This is a genomic window from Phenylobacterium ferrooxidans, assembly GCF_042714595.1.
Taxonomy (GTDB): Bacteria; Pseudomonadota; Alphaproteobacteria; order Caulobacterales; family Caulobacteraceae; genus Phenylobacterium; species Phenylobacterium ferrooxidans.
This window is the reverse complement of the sequence record NZ_JAOTJD010000003.1, coordinates 15,711-35,869: the sequence shown is the minus strand read 5'-3', so window position 1 is coordinate 35,869 and position 20,159 is coordinate 15,711. Positions and strand designations below refer to the sequence as shown.

Genomic DNA, 20,159 nt, shown 5'->3' with positions numbered 1-20,159 from the left:
GTCTTCGGTGGAATGTGATGTCTGCGTGACCGCCACCTCCCGGCAGGCAAAGATTCATGAAACTGTCGCGCGGCTGATGGATAGCTGGCTTTTCAAGCCGCTGCGGGCCTGCGAAGGCCGACGCGCAAGGGAGACGGCGCCACAGAATGCGCTACGGGATCATCGTCGAAGGGCCGCAATCGCCGTCCGCCGAGGTCCAGCGGTTGCGTCTGGCGCAGCAGGCCTGCGACGTGGTCGTCGAGGAGCCAGCCATGACGCCGGATGCGCTTCGTCGCCTCTTGCGGCTGATCGCGCGCTTGAAGCCCCGTGATGAACTGGCCGTCCATGGCCTGGAGGTGCTCGGGCAAACCACTGGCGCCGTCGTTCATCTGTTGCGCGAGGTGTTTCGCAAGGGCGCTGTCATCGTCGTGGCCCGTGAGGCCGAGGAACCGATGCGGTTCGAGCCGCAGCCGGGCCTGTTGGCCCTGGTCGACGCCCTGGCCGATCACGAGGCGGGCCAGACCCTGCCCCCGGTCCCGCGCCGTCGCCGGGGAGAGGCCGGGCGTCGGATGCAGCTCACGGCCCATCAGATCGACTATGCCCGCAAGCTGCACGCGGAGGGCGCCTCGCCCCGGGCGATTGGCCTGCTGTTCCAGGTGCCGCCTGACGACATCTGGCAAATTCTCGACAGGCAGGGATGATCCTCGACGCCCACAGCCTGCCTGACTGGGGCTGGATGGCGCTCGCCGCCACGCTGGGCGCCGTGGCCGGCAGCTTCATCGGCCTCATCTCTTTGCGCCTGCCGGTCGGCAGGCCCGTTGGCGCGGCGCGTTCGGCCTGCGACGGCTGCGGCCGGCGGCTGGGCGTCCTGGACCTGGTTCCGATCCTGAGTTTCGTTGCGCTCCGGGGCCGGTGCCGCACCTGTGGCAGCCCCATCGCCCGGCGCTACCTGCTGCTGGAGGTGGGCTGCGCCTTGCTGGCGGTCTGGGCGGGCGTCGTTCATCCGGGCCCCTTGGCCCTGGCCGGCGCCCTGCTGGCCTGGCAACTGCTCCTGCTCTGCCTGCTGGACGCCGAGCACTTCTGGTTGCCCCGCGTGGTCACCCTCCCCTTGGTCGCCTCCGGACTGGCGGTCTCAGCGGCCTCGGGGCCGCAGGCGGCCCTGCACAGCCTGATCGGGGCGGCGGCGGGATTTCTCAGCCTGGCGACAATCGCCGCACTCTATCGGCGCCTGCGCGGCCGCGAGGGTCTGGGGGGCGGCGACGCCTATATGCTGGCTGGCGCCGGGGCCTGGGTCGGATGGATCGGCCTGCCGACCACGCTGTTGTGGGCCTCCCTCGCCGGTCTGAGCCTGGTGGCCTCCAGCCTGCTGGCCGGGCGCAAGGTCACGGCCGACCAGCGCCTGCCGTTCGGCGTATTCCTGGCGGCCGGAACCTGGCTGACCTGGCTCTACGGCCCCTTGGGCGGCGTGCGCCTACCCTAGAGCGGCGATTCGCCACCGCCCAGACGTCCCTGGTCCACACGCCGGAACCCGTCGATCGTCCGCTCGAACCCACTGAGCGCCGCCAGGGCCGCGAACCTGGGGTTGGTCGCCCGCAGCACGGTCTCCAGTCGGTATCCGCCCGCGCCGTCCAGCCGGATCAGCACATCGATCGCCACCCCGTCGGCCAATCCGCTCAAGGGGATCACGGCGGCCCCGCCCCGACACGTCGGCGAGCCGGACAGGACGAGGGCCGGGGCGAGCGGCGCGCCTCCGGGAAGGGCCACCTGGTCGAGGGAGACCCGGCCGCCGGCCGAGCGGCAGAGGCCGTGGCGAAACTCGAGGTCCACGTCCTTCAGGCCAAGCCGCCCGTGGACCGGAGCCTTGGGGATCACCAGGCCCAGCGGCAGGGTCCCGTCCAGGCTGCGCGCGCCCGCCCGCTTGCCGGCCAGCAGCAGCACGCCCCTCGCCGAGATCGGCCCCTGGGTGCGGAACCAGACACGGCCGCCGCCCAGGAACAGACCGGCGACATCGAGACCCAGGCGCACATCCCCGAGCTCGACCCCGCCCAAGCGCGCGCCCTGCAGCTGGCCGCGCCAGATCGTGCCGCTCGCCTCGCGGGCCGCGAGGCCACGCCGTGCGGCGCCCATGGCGTCCAGGGCCAGCCGCAGCGGCGCCAGGCCGATCAGCAGCAGCGCCAGGGCGATCGTGAAGATCTGGGCCAGACGGAGCTGGCTCATGACCCTGCCATCTCCAGGGTGGCGTCCAGGGTGAGGCCGCCCGTGTCGTTCTTGACGATGGCCAGGTGGGTCGCGGCTACGCCGTGCTCGCGCTGCAGCAGGCTCAGCCACGGGAAAAGGACGGTGGGCGCGACGGACGGCGCCGAAACCCGGAGACCGCCCGAGGGATCGGCCTCCACGCGCCCCAAGGCGATGCCGGCCGCCGCCGCGGTCGTGCTCACCGCCGCTTCAATCGGCAGCCGGCGGGGCGGGGCCTTGGCGGGCGCCTTCAGGCGGACGATCGCCGCGACATTCCGGGCGACCTCGGCCTGGTCCTGCAGCGCCTCCGCATGGCGCTCTGACGCGGCCCTCTCGGCGGCCTGCAGGGGGCGCAGGACGCCAAACAGCAGCACCACCAGCGCCAGGCAGGCGCCCATGACGCCGAGCAGGACCTGCTCGCGCCGGGTCCGGCCGTTCCACCACGCCATCATGTGCGCGCTCCCAGGATTACGTCGCTGATCACGCGGGGGCCTTCCTGTTGGGTCGCTTCGTCCCGCATGGGGATTCCCGCCCCGCGCATGGCCGCGCGAAGCAGTTCGACATCGGATATCTGGCCGTAGCTGATCCGCGCCCGCACCGCGCCGTCCGGCGCCAGCACCAGGCTCTCCAGCTGGGCGCCCTCGATGGTCTCGAGGGCGGAGAACAGGTTCGCCACCAGGCCGGTCGGCCCGCCGCCGGCGGCGAGCAGCAGTTCGTTGAGACGCGCACGGGTCTGGCCGGCGGGATCGGAGATCGCCGCGCCGGCCGGCAGCACCGTGGCCGCCTGCTTGACGGCGTGCCGCTCCAGGCTGCCGGCCGCCAGGTGGTCGCGCAGGACCTGGGCTCCGAACAGGATCGGGAAGCTGAGAACCAGGACGCCCGCGAGGATCGCCGCCCGCTTCAGGTTGCGCCAGTCGAGCCGGCTCTCGCGGGCGGGGTCGAACTCGTCCTGCAGCAGGTTGACGGGCGGGGCCGCCGCCCCGGCCGCCAGGGCCGCCTCGATCGCCTCGGGCTGTTGCAGCATCTCCACGTCGCGGCCCTGCAGGACGATGGCCACCAGGTCAGGCTCCAAGGTCATGGCCATGCGCCGTCCGCGCACCGCCACCAGGCCGCCGAGGGTCGCCGCCGACAGCACCTCCCCCGCGGGCGCTGGCAGCATCAGGTGATCGGGAAGCACAACATCGGGAACCACGCCATGCAGGGCGGCGTCGGCGAGCCAGACCTGCAGCAGGCGCCTGGCCACCACCACCACCAGGCGGTGCCCATCCTCCTCCAGCGGGCCGATGGCCAGGTGAAGGTCCTCGTCGGCCAGCGCGAACTGGTCGGCCAGGTGCAGGCGCGCCGCGGCCTGGGCCTGAGCCAGGTTGCGGGTCGGCAGATGCAGCCAACGGGTGCTGACCTCCGACCCCGGGACCACCAGGACCTCACGCAGGGGCTCGGCCGGCCGGCCGACGCCGATGGGCGCCTCACCGCGGGCGACCACCACACCCGCCGGATCGACGATCATGTACTGGGGGGCGGCGTCGGCCCCATGGGGCGCCAGGACGATGCGGGTTCTGCTCATTCGTCGTTCGTCCAACGTCTGGCGGCAAGGCGAATTCCGCCTGCGGCGTCCTGCTCAAACAGCGCGCTCGCCACCACGACGGCGTCGCGATAGCTGACTTCGCTCTCTAGGTTGAAGAAGCGCGACCGCACAGCGACCTGGGCGATCACATCGGCCGAGGGCTGCAGGTCGATCAATTGCGGCATGCGCCAGAAGGCCATCACCTCCGACCAGCCCTGCGCCGGGCGCCCGGCGATGACGCGCCGCGCCGCCTCCACGGTGACCGCCCCGTCGGTGAGCATGACGACCAGGGGCGCCTGCTGCGGGGTCAGGGCGTTGAGGTTGATCGGCGAGAGCATCGTGGTCGGCAGGGCGCAGACAAAGGGCCGGACCCGGGCGTAGAGCGCGGGATCGAAACCGTGGACGGCCCGCAGCTCGCTGACCTCCGCCAGCAGGGCGCCGGAGGTGCGGTAGGGCTTGGCCCCCCGCCCATAGGTCTCGTCCTCCGCGCCGCCGGTCTCGCGCAGGGCGTCGCTGTCGATCCAGTCCACCAGAGCCCCAGTCAGGGCTTCGGCCGTCCGCGGCGCGACCTGCAACGCCTCCAGAAGCGCCGTGAACTGCGCGGCGCCCAGATCGCGGCGGCGATAGGATTCCCCCACGCCGTCGACGACGCTGTTCAGGTTGAAGCAGGTCGCGCCGTCGCTGATGCGGCCCTGCAGCGTGCCCTCGTCGATGGGGAAGGTGAAGGTCCGGCCGTTCCATTCAGCGGCGACGGGCGCATTGTCGCCGGCCAGCTCCACCAGGCGGCGTCGCGCCAGGGTCTCGGCGCCCAGCGCATACCAGCGGGCCTGGCTGATGGCCTCTCCATTGGCGGTGCGCCGGATGCCGAACCGGATGTCGTCGAGCACCCCCACGGCCAGGGCCGACATCACCGCCACCAGCAGCAGAACGGTCAGCAGCGCCACCCCCTCCTCGCCTGGCCGCCTCATGGCGCACCCCCCGGCAGCAGGAACAGCTGGCGCACCTCGCCCACCGACTTGAGCGTCAGGGTCAGGCGAACCACCTGGGGCATGGGGACGCTCGACGAGGAGGTCCAGGTCGGACGCCAGGCGCCCTGCGAGAGAAACTCCACATCCGCCGCCTGCACGCCGTCGATCAGCCGCTGCGGCTCGCCCAGTCGCGCGCCATCCAGCGCCGGTCGCGATCGCCGCTCCAGGCGGCCGTCCTCGACGCGGTACTCCACATATTGCAGGGAGCCGCGCGCGGCCCGGTCGGGATTGTCCCAGCCCCGCCGGCTGAAGGCCAGCAACGCGCCAGGCGGCGGACCACCGCCAAAGGGTCCCGCCGCCGGGGTGCCGGCCTCGTCGCGCGTGCGGCGCGGGGCGGCCTGTTCCAGGTCGCTCTTCAGCAGGGCGCGGGTCCGCTGGATGTCCCCCAGGCGGTCCATGCGGCCGCGCACGGCCACCTGATTGTCGACAGTGAACCGCATCACCGTCACACCGGCCGCGGCCAGCAGACTGAAGATGAACAGGGCCACCAGCATTTCCACCAGGGTGAAGCCCTTCATCCGCGCCCCCGGAACACTGTGACCTCGCCCAGGGTCCGGTCGCTGTCGGCGCGGGTCACCCGGACATCGATGCGGAGCACCGCGGGGTCGGCGGTGCGGCTGATCTGCTGGGTCCAGGTCCAGGTCCGGTCTCCGGCGGTCTCGGCGCCGCGACCCTCGCCAAGAGTGGGGAGTTCGGGCTGGGTGAGCAGCTCCACCGCGCGGTTCTCGGCCACCACCACGGCGAAGGTCCGCTCCTCCAGGGCCACCGCCGCGCGCGTGTTCTCGCCGGCCAGGTTCAGCAGGGCGACAACCGCCAGGCTGAACACGGCGAGCGCCACCAGCAGCTCGATGAGGGTGAAGCCTTCAGCCCGGCGCGACATCGACCTTCACATTCCCGGCGTCGTCGACGGCTACCCCGGCCTGGCGGGGCGCGCGCGAAAGGGTGATGCGGGCGGCGCCGGCGACCCCGGTGGGATCGAAGCGAACGCCCTGGGCGCCGTCGGTGGCCACCACGGCCACCTTCAGGCCCGGACTCCAGGCGACAGGTTCGAACGGCGCGGTGGTGAGCGGCGTCCAGCCGTCGCGGCCCTGGACCCTGAACCGGTAGCCGACCGTATCGACGGCCACGTCCACGGCGCGGTTGGTCAGCACCGCCTCCTCCTGGGCGCGCTTGAGCCGCGCGGCCAGGACCTCGGCCTCCCCGCCCGGCGTCGGTCCCTGATCGGGCGCGGTCATGACGACGGCCGCGCTGATCAGGCCGATGATGAACAGGGTCACCATCAGCTCGACCAGGGTGAAGCCCCGTTCGGAAAGAGGCCTAGCTCCAGTTGCCGATGTCGGCATCGTCGCCCTCGCCACCTTTGCGGCCGTCCGCCCCGAACGAATAGATGTCGAAGCGCCCCTTCTCGCCCGGCACGGCGTATTGATAGGGATTGCCCCACGGGTCCTGCGGCAGGCGGCGGATATAGCCGCCCTCGCGGTAGCGGTCGGGACGGGTCATGCCGGCCGGCGGGGTGACCAGCGCCTGCAGCCCCTGCTCATTGGTGGGGAAGGCGAAGTTGTCGAGGCGATACCCCTCGATCGACTGCTCCAGCACCGAGATATCGGCGCGGGCCTTCTCCTTCATGGCGCGATCCTGGCTGGGCAGGACATTGACCATGACGACGGTCGCCAGCAGCCCCAGGATGACGATCACCACCATCAGTTCCAGGAGGGTGAAGCCGGCCTCGGCATGGGGATGGCGGATTTGGCGGGGCATGTCCATCGCGGGTTCCTTCAGGACAGGGCGAGGTTGTTGATCTGCAGGATGGGCAGCAGGATCGACAGGACGATCAGGGTGACGATCCCACCCATGATCAGGATGATGACCGGCTCGAGCAGGCTGAGCGCGACGGCCGTGAAGGTGTTGAATTCGCGCTCCAGATACTCCGAGGCGCGCTCAAGCATCACATCGACGCCGCCGCTGCTCTCACCGCCGGCCGTCATATAGATAAGCAGCGGTGGGAAGACGTCGGCGCGGCGCATGGCGGTCGACAGGCTTCCCCCCTCCTCGATGGTGACGGCCATCTCTTCGGTGGCCTGCCGCAGCACCCGGTTGCGGACGGTGGGCGCGGTGATGCGCAGGCCCTCCAGGACGGGCAGGCCGCCGCTGATCATGGTGGCCAGGGTCCGCGCCAGGCGCGCGGCGTGCAGGTCGCGAATAAGCTTCCCGAAGATCGGCAGGGTCAGGAGGGCGCCGTCCACCCGCAGGCGGAAGGCGGGCCGTTGCAGGGCGCGCGCGAACAGCCCTCCCCCGACGATCAGCAGCAGCAGGGCCAGCCAGCCCCAGTCGCGCATGCCGGTGGAGATGACGATGACCACCCGGGTCAGCAGCGGCAGGGTCTGGCCCATGGACTCGAACTGCTCGACCACCTTGGGCACCACGAAGGTCATCAGCGCGATGACCACCGAGACCGCGGTGACCGCCAGGGCGGCCGGATAGACCAGGGCCGTCACCACCTTGCCCCGCGCCTGCTCGTCCCGCTCCAGCAGGTCGGCCAGGCGCTGAAGGATCGACGGCAGGGCGCCGGAACTCTCGCCGGCCGCCACCATGGCGCGGTAGAGCGCCGGAAACGACTTCGGCTCCCGCGACAGGGCCGCCGACAGCCGGTGGCCCTCCAGCACCGCGGCGTGGACCGTCGACAGGACTTGGCGCACCTGGGGCCGGTCGGCCTGCAGGGCGATGGTCCGCAGGGCTTCCTCAAGGGGCGCCACGGCGATCAGCGTGGCCAGCTGTCGCGTGACCAGGGCCAGGGCCTTGGCGCCGAGCCGGGGTCCGAACAGGGCCGGCCCGCTGCGGGCGCGGCTGTCGGCGCGCGCCGGGGCCAGCCGGGTGGGGACCAGCTTGCGGCTCTCCAGCTCCTGGCGCGCGACGCGCTCGCTGGCCGCCGAGATCACCCCTTTGCGGATCCGTCCGGCCCCATCGAGGGCGTCGTACTCAAACGCCGACATCGCTCGCCGTCTCCTGGCGGGTGACCCGGATCGCCTCCTCGACGGTGGTGATCCCGGCCGCGACATAGCTGCGGGCTTCCTGGGTCAGGGCCGGCGCGGCTTCGAAGGCGATGGCGGCGATCTCGTCCTCGCTGGCGTTCTCGCTGATCAGCCGGCGGATGCGGTCGTCGATGCGGACCGCCTCATAGACCCCGATCCGGCCGACATAGCCGGTCTGGTTGCAGGCCGGGCAGCCCGCCGCGCGATAGAGAGTGTCGCCCTCGCAGACCCCGGCCAGGCGGGCTGAGGCGGGATCGGCCGGCTCGGGCTTGCGGCAGACCTGGCAAAGGCGGCGCACCAGGCGCTGGGCCACGATGACCCGCAGGGTGGAGGCCAGCAGGAAGGGTTCGATGCCCATGTCGCGCAGCCGGGTGATGGCGCCCACGGCGTCGTTGGTGTGGACCGTCGAGAGCACCAGGTGGCCCGTGAGGCTGGCCTGGACCGCGATCTGGGCGGTCTCAGCGTCTCGGATCTCGCCCACCATCACCACGTCTGGATCCTGGCGCAGGATCGCCCGCAGCCCGGCGGCGAAGGTCATGCCGACCTTGGTGTTGACCTGGGTCTGGCCGATCCCGGACACGGCGTACTCAACCGGGTCCTCGATGGTCAGGATATTGCGGCTGGCCTCGTTGAGCACGCCGAGACCGGCGTAGAGCGAGGTGGTCTTGCCCGAGCCGGTGGGCCCGGTCACCAGGATGATGCCGTTGGGTTCGCGCAGGGCCGCGCTGAAGGTGGCCAGCACCGAGGGCGTCATGCCGAGATCGGCCAGGCCCAGGCCCGCCTGCGCCTGATCCAGGATCCGCATCACCACCCGCTCGCCGGCCCGCGACGGCAGGGTCGAGACGCGAACGTCGAGGGAGCGTCCCCCCAGGGACAGCGAAATCCGCCCGTCCTGCGGCACGCGCTTCTCGGCGATGTCCAGCCGGGCCATGACCTTGACGCGGGAGACCAGCAACGGGGCGAGACGCTGCGACAGGCTGAGCACTTCGCGCAGGACCCCGTCCACCCGGAAGCGCACCACCAGGCTGGCGTCGAAGGACTCGATGTGGATGTCCGAGGCCCCAAGCCGCACCGCCTCGGCGATCAGGCCGTTGATCAGGCGGATGATCGGCGCGTCATCCTGGGCGTCCAGCAGGTCGGCGGTGACCGGGATGTCGTCGACCAGTCCTTCCAGACCGCCGGTGAGTTCGAAGTCCTCGGCGCCAGTCGACAGCCCCTCGCCGCCATAGCTCTCCGAGAGCCGCCGCTCGAAGTCGGTGCGCGACAGGGCCTGCACCTTCAGGGGCCTGCGCAGGGCGCGGCGCACCTCCACCAGCACCATGGGATCGGCGCCTTCGCGCAGACCGACATGAGCCAGGTCGTCCACCTCCAGCAGCACGACGCCGTTCTGCTTGGCGAACCCGTAGGCGAGCAGCGGCGCCTCTGTCATCGGGGCGCCGGCAGCTGACTGGGCGGGGGCGGCGTCGCGGGCATGGGCGCGCTGACCGGCGGGGCGGCGCGCATGTATTCGCGGACCAGTTGATCGAGTTCGCTGATCCCGTCCTTGCTCCGGGCCGCCTGCTGGTCGCGGATGTAGCCGTAGCGTGTGGCGGTGACCGCGCGCGCCTCTGCGGCGCTGCGGACGATGGTCGGCCGGATGAAGACCATCAGGTTGGTCTTGCCGCCCTGGCGCGCCGTGCTGCGGAACAGATGGCCCAGGCCCGGGATGTCGCCCAGCAGGGGGATGCGCTCCACGGAGGTCCGCTCGTTCTGATCCAGCAGCCCGCCAAGGACGATGATCTCGCCGTCGTCGACGCTGACCGTCGTCTCGATCTCGCGCTTGTTCAGGATCAGCTCGTTGAAATTCTCACTCACCGGCCCCGCGACGCTGGAGACCTCCTGGCGCAGGAACAGGGTGATGGCGCCCCCGGCGTTGATCTGAGGCTTCACCTCCAGCTGCACGCCGACGTTCTGCCGCTGGATGGTGCGGAAGGGGTTGGCGTTGGCGTCGCCCAGCACCTCGCCCGTGGTGATGGGGACTTCCTGACCCACCAGGATCTTGGCCTCCTGGTTGTCCTGGGTCAGGATCGAGGGGGTCGAGAGCAGGTTCGAGGCGGTGTCGTTCTTCACCGCGTTGACGATGAACCCGAACAGCGCGTCGTCATTGATCCGCCCGCCGCCGCCGGTGATGACCCCGTTGGCGCCCAGCAGGGACTTCAGGGCGGTGTCGCGCAGCAAGGCCAGGGTCGAGGAGTCTTCCGGCAGGTTCTCCTGGGCGGCCAGGGCGCCGGTGATCGCCATCAGGTTGGGGGCGCTGTTGGAATAGTTGGTGGCCATGAAGGGGACGCTGGAGCCGTTGGTCCCGGCCAGGGCGAACTGCACCCCCAGGCGCTTGGCGGTGTCGTCGGAAACCTCCACCACGATGGCCTCCACCAGCACCTGCTGGCGCCGCGTGTCCAGCTGTCGGATGACCTCAGCCAAGGTCCGCTGGGTCTCCGGGTCGGCGGCGATGACGATGGCGTTGGCCCCGGCGAAGCGGGCGATGTTGGCCCGCGCCGCGCCGCCGCCGATGGCCGCGCCCGTCGCCGCTGTCGTGGCGGCGGCAGGCGTGGAACCGGCCGAACCTCCGGCGGTGGCCGGGGCGCTCACGGTCTGGCCGACCAGTTGTTGCAGCACCGGCAGCAGCTGATCGGCGTTGGCGTGCTGCAGCTGGATCACGCGGATATCGCTGCTGGACTCCGCCCGGCGGTCCAGGTCGGCGATGGTGGCCAGCAGGGGCCGGATGGTGGCGGCGTCGCCCCGCAGGATCAGCGAATTGCTGCTCCCCACCACCACCACCGACACCACGCCGTTGCGGGCGCCGGCGGCCTCGCCGGGCGCCTTGAGCAGTTCGTTGATCACCTCGCCCATCTCGCGGGCCGAACTGCTGCGCAGGGTCACGGTCTCGGTGACGCTGCTGTCCTGGTCGATCTGCGAGAGCAGGGTTCGGATCCGCCGAAGGTTGTCGGCGTAGTCGGCCACCACCAGCAGGTTCCCGCGGCGGCTGGGCAGGATGACGCCCTGGCGGCCGACCAGGGGCTTCAGGGTCTCGGCCGCCGACGCCGCGTCCAGGGTGCGCAGACGGAACACCTGGGTGGCGAACCCGAGCCCGCCGCCGGCCGAGCTGGGCTGCGAGGCGACGCCCTCTTCCGGCGCGATCCGATAGGCGCCGGTCCCGGTGGGAATGGCCACCAGGCCGTTGGCCCGCAGGGTCGACAGCATGACCTCGAACAGTTCGGTCCTCGACAGCGGCTCCTGGCTGACCACGCTGACGCGGCCCTGGACACGCGGGTCGATGACGAAGGTCTGGCCGGTGGCGCGGGCGACATCCTGGATGAAGGCGCGGATGTCGGCGTCGCGCAGGTTGATGACCTGTTCCTGGGCCAAGACGGGCGCGCCGGGCGCGGCGGCGAGCAGGGCTGCGGAAAGGATGAGTGAGATGATGCGTTTCACTGGGGCGCCGTTCTTAGCCGGGTGGTCATGGGCTGGCCGTTGCGCGCGAAGCGAACTTCGACGTCAGCGGCCTTGGCGAGCAGGTCCGGCAGCTCGCTGAGCCGTTCCGGATTGAGGTTGGAGCCGTCCACGGCCAGCAGCACATCGCCGTCCTGCAGGCCGGCGCGGGCCAGGGCCTCGCCGCGTCCGCGGGCCATCACCCGGTAGCCGGTCACCCGGCCGTCCGCCATCACCGGGCTGAGGGCCGCGGCGCTCAGGAACTGGCTGGGACCAAGCCCCTGGGAAGGCGCCTGGGCGACGGGCGCGCTGGCGGGCGCCAGCACGGCGCCCATGGGCGGAGGTGGCGGCGGAGGCGGTAGCGAAGATCCGCTGGAAAACTCAAGTCGGATGCGCGAGCCGCCGCGGGTGAGGATGACGTGATCGGCGGCCACCGCGCGCAGCACCATGCCGTTACCGACGTCCTCACCCAGGGAATAGAGGGCCTGGGCGCCGTCGGCCGTCCCCAGGATCGCCGACCCGCCGCCACGGCCGTTGGTACGAACACCAAACAGGCTCAGGCCGCCCTCGACGGGCGCGGGACCGGCGGCAAGGGTCTGGCTCGGCTCAACGCGGAAGAAGGGATCGAAGCGCTGCAGGATGGTCAGGTCCACCGGCCGGGCGGGGCCCGCGCTGGCGTACTGTGTGGCGTCGCCCATCGGACCGGCGGGGGTCGCAAGCAGCCAGGTCAGCCGGGCGGCCTGCAGGGCGAGCAGCAGGATCAGGGTTGTCTCGACAACCTGGCGGATGAGCTTGGGCGACGGGCGCCAGCTCTCCCGGCGCCAATCGTCGAACACGCGCGGCATCTATCTGTTTCCACTGGGAACGGCGCCCCCCGAACCCGGCGTTCGGCGCCTCGCTATATGACGCGGAGGCGACAGTTGTATGACGGCGCCCGGCCTGGCCGGACGCCGTCATGACAGGGCTTAGAACTTGGTGCTGACGCTCACCGAGAGGCTGCGACCCATTTCGTACTGGTTGGCGTAGACCTTGCCGGCGCCGAGTTCCTGGAACTCTTCATAGTCCTCGCCCAGCAGGTTGCGCGCCTTCAGACCCAGTTGCAGGTCGTGGTCGCGCACGGTCACCGTCTTGCGATAGGTGAAGTCCAGCATGACGCCAGGGCTCTGGATGAGGTCCGGCTGCCCAGGGCGGCCGCGGGCGGAGATGCGGTCGCCGACATAGGTGACCAGCAGGGTCGCCTGTGACTGCGCCTCTTCGTCCTCGTAGCCGAACTGGGCGTTGGCCAGGTGCTCGGACTGGCCCTGCAGGGCGCTGCCGTCCTTCACATAGTCCTGGGCCAGACGGGAGGAGCCGCCGCCGGCGAGCGGGTAGACCAGGTCGCCGGCCTCAACCTGCACTTCGGACTTGGAGTAGGTGTAGTTGAGCCCCACCAGCCAGCGCTTGCTCGCCAGCCAGCCGGCCTCCATCACCGGATCGAAGTACTTCTTGATCTCGACCTCGACGCCATAGAGGCGGGCCTTGGGCGCGTTGATATAGGTCTGCTGCACCGTCGCGCCGGACTCGTTGACCACCGCCTCAACCGGCTTGTCCAGGTCCTTGTAGAAGGCGCCCAGGGTCACGAACTGATCGGAGTCGAAGTACCACTCGTAGCGGGCGTCGAAGTTCAGCAGCTCGGTGTCCACCAGATAGGGGTTGCCGATGAACAGGCGATCCAGTTCGGGGTCCAGGTACTGCTGGGGCGCCAGCTCGCGGAACTGCGGGCGAGCGATGGTCTTGGAGGCGCCGAGGCGCAGTTGCATGTCCTCGGCGAAGTTCCAGGTGACCGTCGCGGCGGGCAGCCAGTACTGGTTCTCAAGGGCGGGCGGCGCGACGGGGGGGACCCCGCCGAACAGGTCCACCGGGGTCACGCTTTGCGTCGCGTCCTCGTAGCGGATGCCGACCGCGGCGCGCACCAGCGGAAGCACTTCGGCGTCCACCTGGGCGTAGGCGCCCTGGACTTCCAGAGCCGCGCGGTAGGCGGCGGCGCCTTCCGAGCCGGTGGTCTCGCGGACCACCAGCAGGTTGGGGCCGATGTTGAAGTCCGACAGCAGGTAGTCGACGCGCTGGCGGCGCACATCCTGGGGCAGCGAGTTGTTGAGGGCCAGGAAGCGGTACTCGCGGGCCTCGGCGTGGCGGTCGTTGTCGGAATAGGCCAGACCGCCGCTGAGGATCGCCTCGCGGGCGTCGGACAGGGGCACGGTGTACGTGAAGTCGATGCCGGCGCTGGCGACGGTGTCCTCAACCTCGCTGAAGCGGGTGTAGTTCTGTTCCTGCGAGGCGTTGTGCTCGTAGACGCCGTTCACCAGACGATAGCGGATGCCCTTTTCATAGGGGGCGTCGCGGGTGCTGCGGGCGTAGGCCGCGCGCCAGTCGATCTCGAACTGGCCGAACTCGTGGGCGCCCACCAGCTGGGTGTTGCTCAGCGAGCGCTCGAACCACTCGGTGTAGTCGTCGCGGACATTGGCCCCGGCCAGATCGTCGTAGCCGACCCGGCTGCGGGCTTCCTTGGTGGTGGAGTGGACGTAGAAGTTGGTCCACTTGACCTCGTGGTCGCCCCACTGGAGGCTGGCGCCCAGCAGACCGTTCAGCACGATGTCGTTCTGGGTGGAACGGTAGTCGTAGTCCGTGCGGACCTCGATGTTGCCGGCCTGGACGAAGCCCTCCTGCTGGATGCCGACCCGGGTGCGCCAGGCGTTGTCGAAGCCGGCGACCGCGATCAGGCCAAGCGTGCCGAAGCCGAGGTCGAAGGTCCGGCCGGCGCTGACGTCCACGCTGTAGTCGAAGTCGATGTTGCTGTTCTTCTGCAGCAGGTTCATCGGCGCGTTGTTGAAGCTCTGGCCGATGGTCTGCAGCTGGGCCGGCGTGAAATTGGAGTCCGTCAGGCGCTTGCGGTCGGCGAGCGCCGCCGCCAGCGGGCCGGGCGTTTCGCGGGCGCCGTCGTCATAGCCGGTCCAGTCGGTGTCGGAGCCGTAATAGGTCAGCCCGTCCTTCTGGGTGGTCTCGCTGTTGGCGCCGACGCTGAACCCGAAGGAGAAGAAGGGCTCCACCGGCGTCGAGATGGTCTTCAGGTCGATCACCCCGCCGCCGAACTCGCCGGGATAGCTCGCCGAATAGGTCTTCTGGACCACCGTGCTCGCCAGGATGTTGCTGGGGAACAGGTCCAGCGGGACGACCCGCTGCAGGGGCTCGGGGCTCGGCAGGGGCGAACCGTTGAGCAGGGCCGACGAATAGCGCTCGCCGAGGCCGCGGACATAGACGAACCGGCCACTGACCAGGCTGAGGCCCGACATGCGGGTCAGGGCGACGGCGGCGGTGTCGTCACCGGCGCGCTTCAGGTCCTCGATGGTGAGAACCGAGGACACCTCGGAGGTCTCACGCATGACGTCAGGGATGAAGCGGCCGAGCACCGTCAGTTCTTCGACCTCGGTCTCAGCGGCGGGCGGCGCAGCTTGAGCAAAGGCGACTTGAGGGGCGAGGAGCGCCGTGGTCGCGAGCAGGAGCGCGCTCAGCGAGAGATGGGAGGTCTTCATGTTCGGAACCTTGTCTGTGTCAACGGGACGAAGTTGGGCGGCGGCGAAATCGCCGCCGCCCGCTCCGCATCAGCAGGTCGAGCCGGAGGTCAGGCCGCAGCTCCAGCCCAGCCACCAGGTGTCGGCCGAGTTGCGCACGGCGCCGATGTAGGTGACCGCGGTGAAGGCGGGGTTGATCGCTGTCAGGTTGGTGGCGACCACCGCGTTCTCGTTCGCGCCGTTGATGAAGTCGCTCGTCAGGGTCGACGTCCCGTTGGAGGTGTTGTTGGCGCCGGCGCCGAACATGGCCTGGATGGCGGCCGCGCCGACGTTGGAGTCTTCACGGAAGGCCACCGGGCAGGACATGTAGACCGAGCTGAAGGTCGCCTTGGTCACCGCATCGTCGATGTCGATACAGGCGACGGTGGAGGCCGCCGGGGCGGTGAGCACGCTGTTGTAGAGGCGGGCATCGGTGCCGGTGTTGAGCACGTAGTTGTCGTTGCCGCCGGTGCGGCCGATCGCCGTCACGTTGGCGAACTGCGGGGTGGAGGGCGGCTGGCGGTTGTTGGCGTTGCTGGTCTCGAAGACCCGGTCGCCGCCGTTGGCGCGCTTGCGGACGATCACGAACTGGACCGTGCCCTTGAAGCCGCTGTCGGTGTCGAGGTCGTCGTCGTCATTGCCCGTGAGGACCAGGTGCTTGGCGTTCACCGTGCCGCCGAACCACTCGATGCCGTCGTCGGAGCTGTTGTGGACCTGAACGTAGTCGACGGTCGTCCCGCTGCCGACGCCGGCCAGGGTAATGCCGTTCAGCTCATTGTTCGGAAGGATCTGGAAGCCCGAGTGCTGGACGCGGAAGTAACGCAGGACACCGGAGTTGTCGGTGTTCGAGCTGCCGCCGTAGAAGGCGTTGGTGCCCTCGACCTGGGCCTCGCAGGTGGCGCTGCCATAAGGCGTGGTGCCGGGGCAGTTGTTGATGTTGGCTCGGCCCAGGACGACGAGGCCGCCCCACTGACCGATCGAGTCGGTCCCGGCCGTGCCCTCGATGCTCTGCTTGCTGGTGAAGATGATCGGCTGGGCGGAGTTGCCGTCGGCGAAGATCTGCGAACCGCGGTTGACGACGATGTAGTCCAGGCCCGCCGAACCGAACAGGCGAACCCCGGCGTCGACGCTCAGGACGCCCTTGACCGCGCCCGCCTTGGGCGCCGCCGCGTCGCCGCCCATGTCGTCGCCCACGTCCACCCGCCCGGTGACGGAATAGACGGTCCCGGCGCGGAGCGGCAGGTTGAGGGTGCCGGTGATCTTGGCCGGCAGTTGGCAGTTGCGCAGGGTCCCTGCGGCCACGGTGCCGACGTTGGTGGTGCCGGTGGGGCAGTCAGCCGCCGCGCCCGTGCCCGTGCCGCCGCCCGTGCCGCCGCCCGTGGCTTCGCCAGGTGAAGCCGGCGCGTTGCCGCCGCCGCCGCAGGACGCCAACGCCACCGCGCTGAGCGAGGTGATCAAGAGGGTCTTAAGGTCCTTGAAGCCGGTCATCATGCTCTCCACCACCGTGTTTTCATCGGCGCATGCGGAGTCACGATCAAAGTCCCAAGCCACGCTTGAGGGACCAAGATCACCCGCCTGCCCGGTCGCGGTTCTAGGGACGGCCCGTGACAGAGACCGGACGGATTGATGACAGGTTTGTTGCGAAGCTCCCGACCGATACGAATGTTGTCTAGGCGCCGCACAAGGCAGCCCGACAGGACTCATGTCCGAGAGGTTCAGGAAGGGCTTTTCGGAGAGCGTCGATAAGCGGTCACGAGGCGCCGCAAGGCTTGCGCCATGAGCAGGACTTCGTCGTCCACGTTCGTTCACCCGCGCTCAGGGCGCACAAATTTCCACCCGGTGCGGATTGGCGAGCGTAAGCAACAACCCCCTCGGCGCAGGCCGATCAGCCACCCTGCAGCAGGGCGTCCAGGCGGTAGGAAGCGACAATGGCTTCTCCACGGGCAGCGATCACCGCGCTGCGCGCGGCCAAGACTTCACGCTCCGCGTCGAGCTGGTCCAGGGTCGGCTTCTGACCGACACGCACCTCGTGACGGACACTTTCGAGGGCGGCCTCGGCCGCAGCCGCTTGATCGCTCGCCGCGTCGGCCACCGCGCGGGCGGTCCCGATGTCCGCCCAGGCGCCGACCACGGCCTCGCGCACCTGGGCCTGCGCCGCAACCACGCCGAACTGAGCGCCCCGCGCGCCCGCGCGCGCGGCCCCAACACGGCCGTTGATGGCGCCGCCGGCAAAAAGGGTCCACCGTCCCTGAACCCCGACCGTGACGCCGTCGGCCTGATATCCGGGGAGGAATTGGTCGCGAGCGCTGCTGGCGGTCGCAGTCAACGCCAGGCTCGGAAATCTTTCAGCCTGGGCGTATCGCACCCCGGCCTGCGCCGCGCGGGCCTGCGCCTGGGCCGCCAGCAAGGTTGGATTGGATTTGAGGGCGAGCGCCATGGCCTCATCCAGGGACGTCGGGATGTCCGGCGGTGATGCGAGCGGCTCCAGGCCCTCCGGCTCAGACCCGACCACCGACACGAAGTGCGCGTGAGCACGGGCGACATCGCCTTGCGCGCGCGCCAGTCCGGCGCGGGCTCCCGCCAGCCGCGCCCGAGCCTGGGCGACATCGGTCCTGGCGGTCTCACCCCCCTTGAAGCGCAGTTCCGCCTGACGGGCGATCTCCCCCATTTGCCGGACCTGGGCCTCATTGAGACCTAGAATTTCCCGAGCGCTCAGGACGGCGACATAGGCCTCGGCCGCCTGAGCGGCGAGCAGGGCCTTGGCCCCGCCCACCTGGGCCAGGGTGGCGTCGCGGCCGGCCCGCGCGCGCGCGATCGCGGCGCTGACCGCCCCGCCGGTGAACAACGGCTGGCTAAGCTGCAGGGCCGCTGCGCGGGGCGAGACATCGGTGCGGCCAAAGCCGAAGAAGCCGCCCAGGTCGGTCCGCCCCTCCCCGGCTTCGCCGGACAGGATGAGACTGGGAAGCCGCCCTGCCCTCGCTTCTGCCAGTCGGGCGTCAGCGACGTCAGACTGGGCGCGACTTTGCGCCAGGCCGGGATTGGTGTTCTGCGCACGCGCTATCGCCTCCGGAAGCGAAAGCGCCAGGGCGCTGTGCGGAGCCGCCAGGCCTGCAGTCAGACCAAGGACAAGGACAAGACCCGTGCGCCTCAAGATCATCGGAAAGCGGGCCCCGACCTGGCGCCCAGCTTCTTGAACACCATCGCGGCCGGACAAAAGCCGGTGAAGGCGGCCTGGATCATGTTCAGGCCAGCGAAGATGGCCAGGCCAATCCACCAGGGATGGACATAGTGGGCCAGGGCGATGCTCAGCAGCACCATGGCGCCGGCGAAGACAAAAACCATACGGTCGAGGGTCATGATCGAGCTCCTGAGGTTGGCCGGACTTCGGCCAGGGCCTGGCGCGTCCAGGCGACGATTTGGCTTGCGCTCATTGCGCTAGCGACGCGGCGTCGGGCGGGCGATTGGCCGTGCTGCAGGCGGGACACACGAACTGGCGCATGGCCTAGCCCTTGATCTTGCGCAGGCCCATCACGTCGAGGGCCAGCTTTTCGTAGAAGGGCTCGCTCTCGCCGCGCTTGATCTTGCTCAGGAAGTATTTTTCGAAGGCCACCTTGGCCAAGTGGACCCACTTGCCCTCGGCCGCCCAGTTGACGTTGCGCGGCGGGATCTGCGGCTGGGCGACGAACGCGACGCCGCCATCCCCGAAATCGGCCAGGCAGAAGGCGTTCCAGGTCGCCTCGTTGGTGGCCGCCTGCCCGTCCAGGATCTGACCCAGGTTCTTGGCGATGGCGGTCACCATGCTCTCGATCATGAAGCCGGTCTTGGGCACGCCAACCGGAACCGGGGTCTTTCCCGTCGGCGCGATGGCCACGCAGACCCCGAGCGCGAAGACATTGGGGAACGTCGGGTTGCGCTGGTGCTTGTCGACAACGATGAAGCCGCGCGGATTGGTCAGGCCGTCGATCCCGCGCACCGCGGCCACGCCACGGAACGCCGGCAGCATCATGGAAAAAGTGAAGGGCAGGTCGTGGGTGGTCTTGACCGATCCATCCTCAGCGATCTCCTCGACGTGCATCAGCCCGGGCTCGACAGACGTCACCTTGGCGTTGGTGACCCATTTGATGTGCCGGTTGCGCATCTCGCTCTCGAGCAGGCCCTTGGTGTCACCGACGCCATCCAGGCCCAGGTGGCCGATATAGGGTTCGGAGGTGACGAAGGTCATCGGCACCTTGTCGCGGATTTTCCGGCGCTTCAGCTCGGTGTCGAGGATCATCGCGAATTCGTAGGCGGGACCAAAGCATGAGGCGCCCTGCGCCGCGCCCACGATGATCGGGCCGGGGTTTTCCACGAAACGGTCGAAGGCCTGGCTTGCCGCGACAGCATGATCGACATGGCAGATCGACTGGGTGAACCCGTCGTGCGGGCCAAGGCCGGGAATCTCATCGAAGGCCAGTTCCGGGCCGGTGGCGATGACCAGATAGTCGTAGTCGACCACCACGCCGTCGTTGAGTTCGACCTGGTTGGCGCCGGGATCGACCCGCTTGGCGCCGACGCCGGAGAAGCTCACGCCCTTCTTCTTGAACACCGGTGGCAGCTTGACCTCGATGGCGTCGCGCTTACGCCAGTGGACCGCCACCCAGGGATTGGAGGGCACGAAGTGGAAGGTGTCGCCCTGCGACACCACGCTGACCTCGGCCCTGTCGCCGACCGCGTCCTTGACCTCGAAGGCCGCGATCGCGCCGCCCAGTCCGGCGCCCAGGATGACAATGCGTGGCTTGGCCATTTCGGGCTTCCTCCAGAGACGGTCGATGACCAGCGGCAGGGTCCGCTCAACCGGGACGATTGACTTTGACATTCATCACACCCCCGCGTCGTGGCCGGACCTAGGGTGCGAACTCGATCGCTTGACGGAATATGTGAATAGTCGCATATACGCAACTATGAATTTTGACGTCACCACGATGATGGCCTCCGCGGACGACGCCTGCGCCTTGCTCAAGGCGCTGGCCAATCCGCACCGGCTGATGATCGTCTGCTCGCTGATCGATGGTGAGCAGTCGGTGGGCGCCCTCGCCCAACGGCTGGGGGTGCGTGAGACCCTGGCCTCACAGCATCTGGGCCTGCTGCGCCGCGATGGCGTGGTGGCCGCCCGGCGCGATGGCCAGACCATCTACTACGGCCTGCAGAGCGGTCAGGCCCGCGCCCTGGTCGAAACCCTCTCGAGTCTCTTCTGCACGATCCCTGATCGCACCCAACCCTAAGGAGCCCG

Annotated in this window: 20 protein-coding genes; 3 read left to right on the top strand and 17 right to left on the bottom strand. The window is 69.6% G+C overall.

Annotated features, from left to right (window positions below):
• Nucleotides 1-146 precede the first annotated feature (146 nt).
• Complete coding sequence (locus OCL97_RS02595; RefSeq protein WP_377367329.1) at nucleotides 147-680, top strand: hypothetical protein; 534 nt, start codon at nucleotides 147-149, stop codon at nucleotides 678-680.
• Nucleotides 677-1,459 (top strand): prepilin peptidase, encoded by a 783-nt coding sequence (locus OCL97_RS02590; protein ID WP_377367327.1) that lies wholly within the window; start codon nucleotides 677-679, stop codon nucleotides 1,457-1,459. The genes OCL97_RS02595 and OCL97_RS02590 overlap by 4 nt, the downstream gene beginning before the upstream one ends.
• On the opposite strand, the gene gspN is transcribed toward OCL97_RS02590, so the two are convergent.
• The 17 genes from gspN to OCL97_RS02505 all read right to left on the bottom strand — a co-directional run bounded on the left by gspN (nucleotide 1,456) and on the right by OCL97_RS02505 (nucleotide 19,745).
• Complete coding sequence (gspN, locus tag OCL97_RS02585) at nucleotides 1,456-2,196, bottom strand: type II secretion system protein N (protein ID WP_377367325.1); 741 nt, start codon at nucleotides 2,194-2,196, stop codon at nucleotides 1,456-1,458. The genes OCL97_RS02590 and gspN overlap by 4 nt on opposite strands.
• Complete coding sequence (gspM, locus tag OCL97_RS02580) at nucleotides 2,193-2,666, bottom strand: type II secretion system protein GspM (protein ID WP_377367323.1); 474 nt, start codon at nucleotides 2,664-2,666, stop codon at nucleotides 2,193-2,195. The genes gspN and gspM overlap by 4 nt, the downstream gene beginning before the upstream one ends.
• Nucleotides 2,663-3,778 carry a type II secretion system protein GspL gene (gene gspL / locus OCL97_RS02575; protein WP_377367321.1) on the bottom strand — a complete coding sequence of 372 codons (1,116 nt, stop codon included), beginning with the start codon at nucleotides 3,776-3,778 and terminating at the stop codon, nucleotides 2,663-2,665. Before gspL ends, gspM begins: the two co-directional genes overlap by 4 nt.
• A complete protein-coding gene (gene gspK / locus OCL97_RS02570) occupies nucleotides 3,775-4,746 on the bottom strand; it encodes a type II secretion system minor pseudopilin GspK (protein ID WP_377367319.1) in 972 nt (323 codons plus the stop codon). Before gspK ends, gspL begins: the two co-directional genes overlap by 4 nt.
• Complete coding sequence (gene gspJ / locus OCL97_RS02565) at nucleotides 4,743-5,324, bottom strand: type II secretion system minor pseudopilin GspJ (protein ID WP_377367317.1); 582 nt, start codon at nucleotides 5,322-5,324, stop codon at nucleotides 4,743-4,745. Before gspJ ends, gspK begins: the two co-directional genes overlap by 4 nt.
• The gene (gspI, locus tag OCL97_RS02560) at nucleotides 5,321-5,686 is read right to left on the bottom strand and encodes a type II secretion system minor pseudopilin GspI (RefSeq protein WP_377367315.1); all 366 of its coding nucleotides are present in this window, start codon (nucleotides 5,684-5,686) and stop codon (nucleotides 5,321-5,323) included. Before gspI ends, gspJ begins: the two co-directional genes overlap by 4 nt.
• The gene (locus OCL97_RS02555) at nucleotides 5,670-6,149 is read right to left on the bottom strand and encodes a GspH/FimT family pseudopilin (RefSeq protein WP_377367313.1); all 480 of its coding nucleotides are present in this window, start codon (nucleotides 6,147-6,149) and stop codon (nucleotides 5,670-5,672) included. Before OCL97_RS02555 ends, gspI begins: the two co-directional genes overlap by 17 nt.
• Entirely contained in the window at nucleotides 6,124-6,570 is a 447-nt protein-coding gene (gspG, locus tag OCL97_RS02550) for a type II secretion system major pseudopilin GspG (RefSeq protein WP_377367311.1), read from the bottom strand. The genes OCL97_RS02555 and gspG overlap by 26 nt, the downstream gene beginning before the upstream one ends.
• Before the next feature lie 11 nt (nucleotides 6,571-6,581).
• Nucleotides 6,582-7,796: a type II secretion system inner membrane protein GspF gene (gspF, locus tag OCL97_RS02545; protein ID WP_377367309.1), complete on the bottom strand. Its 1,215-nt coding sequence runs from the start codon at nucleotides 7,794-7,796 to the stop codon at nucleotides 6,582-6,584.
• Nucleotides 7,783-9,264 (bottom strand): type II secretion system ATPase GspE, encoded by a 1,482-nt coding sequence (gene gspE, locus OCL97_RS02540; protein WP_377367306.1) that lies wholly within the window; start codon nucleotides 9,262-9,264, stop codon nucleotides 7,783-7,785. Before gspE ends, gspF begins: the two co-directional genes overlap by 14 nt.
• Nucleotides 9,261-11,306 carry a type II secretion system secretin GspD gene (gene gspD, locus OCL97_RS02535; RefSeq protein WP_305761791.1) on the bottom strand — a complete coding sequence of 682 codons (2,046 nt, stop codon included), beginning with the start codon at nucleotides 11,304-11,306 and terminating at the stop codon, nucleotides 9,261-9,263. Before gspD ends, gspE begins: the two co-directional genes overlap by 4 nt.
• Nucleotides 11,303-12,148, bottom strand: coding sequence for a type II secretion system protein N (locus OCL97_RS02530; protein ID WP_377367304.1), 846 nt, complete (start codon nucleotides 12,146-12,148; stop codon nucleotides 11,303-11,305). The genes gspD and OCL97_RS02530 overlap by 4 nt, the downstream gene beginning before the upstream one ends.
• 120 nt (nucleotides 12,149-12,268) lie before the next feature.
• Entirely contained in the window at nucleotides 12,269-14,872 is a 2,604-nt protein-coding gene (locus OCL97_RS02525; protein WP_377367302.1) for a TonB-dependent receptor domain-containing protein, read from the bottom strand.
• Nucleotides 14,873-14,941: 69 nt separating this feature from the next.
• Nucleotides 14,942-16,378 (bottom strand): hypothetical protein, encoded by a 1,437-nt coding sequence (locus tag OCL97_RS02520; RefSeq protein ID WP_377367300.1) that lies wholly within the window; start codon nucleotides 16,376-16,378, stop codon nucleotides 14,942-14,944.
• Between the two features lie 397 nt (nucleotides 16,379-16,775).
• Nucleotides 16,776-18,047: a TolC family outer membrane protein gene (locus tag OCL97_RS02515; RefSeq protein WP_377367298.1), complete on the bottom strand. Its 1,272-nt coding sequence runs from the start codon at nucleotides 18,045-18,047 to the stop codon at nucleotides 16,776-16,778.
• The gene (locus OCL97_RS02510; RefSeq protein ID WP_377367296.1) at nucleotides 18,044-18,247 is read right to left on the bottom strand and encodes a YgaP family membrane protein; all 204 of its coding nucleotides are present in this window, start codon (nucleotides 18,245-18,247) and stop codon (nucleotides 18,044-18,046) included. Before OCL97_RS02510 ends, OCL97_RS02515 begins: the two co-directional genes overlap by 4 nt.
• A gap of 145 nt (nucleotides 18,248-18,392) precedes the next feature.
• Complete coding sequence (locus OCL97_RS02505) at nucleotides 18,393-19,745, bottom strand: NAD(P)/FAD-dependent oxidoreductase (protein ID WP_377367294.1); 1,353 nt, start codon at nucleotides 19,743-19,745, stop codon at nucleotides 18,393-18,395.
• 85 nt (nucleotides 19,746-19,830) lie between these two features.
• On the opposite strand from OCL97_RS02505, the gene OCL97_RS02500 reads away from it, so the two are divergent.
• On the top strand, nucleotides 19,831-20,151 hold the full coding sequence (locus OCL97_RS02500) for an ArsR/SmtB family transcription factor (protein WP_377367292.1): 321 nt from the start codon (nucleotides 19,831-19,833) through the stop codon (nucleotides 20,149-20,151).
• Nucleotides 20,152-20,159 lie beyond the last annotated feature (8 nt).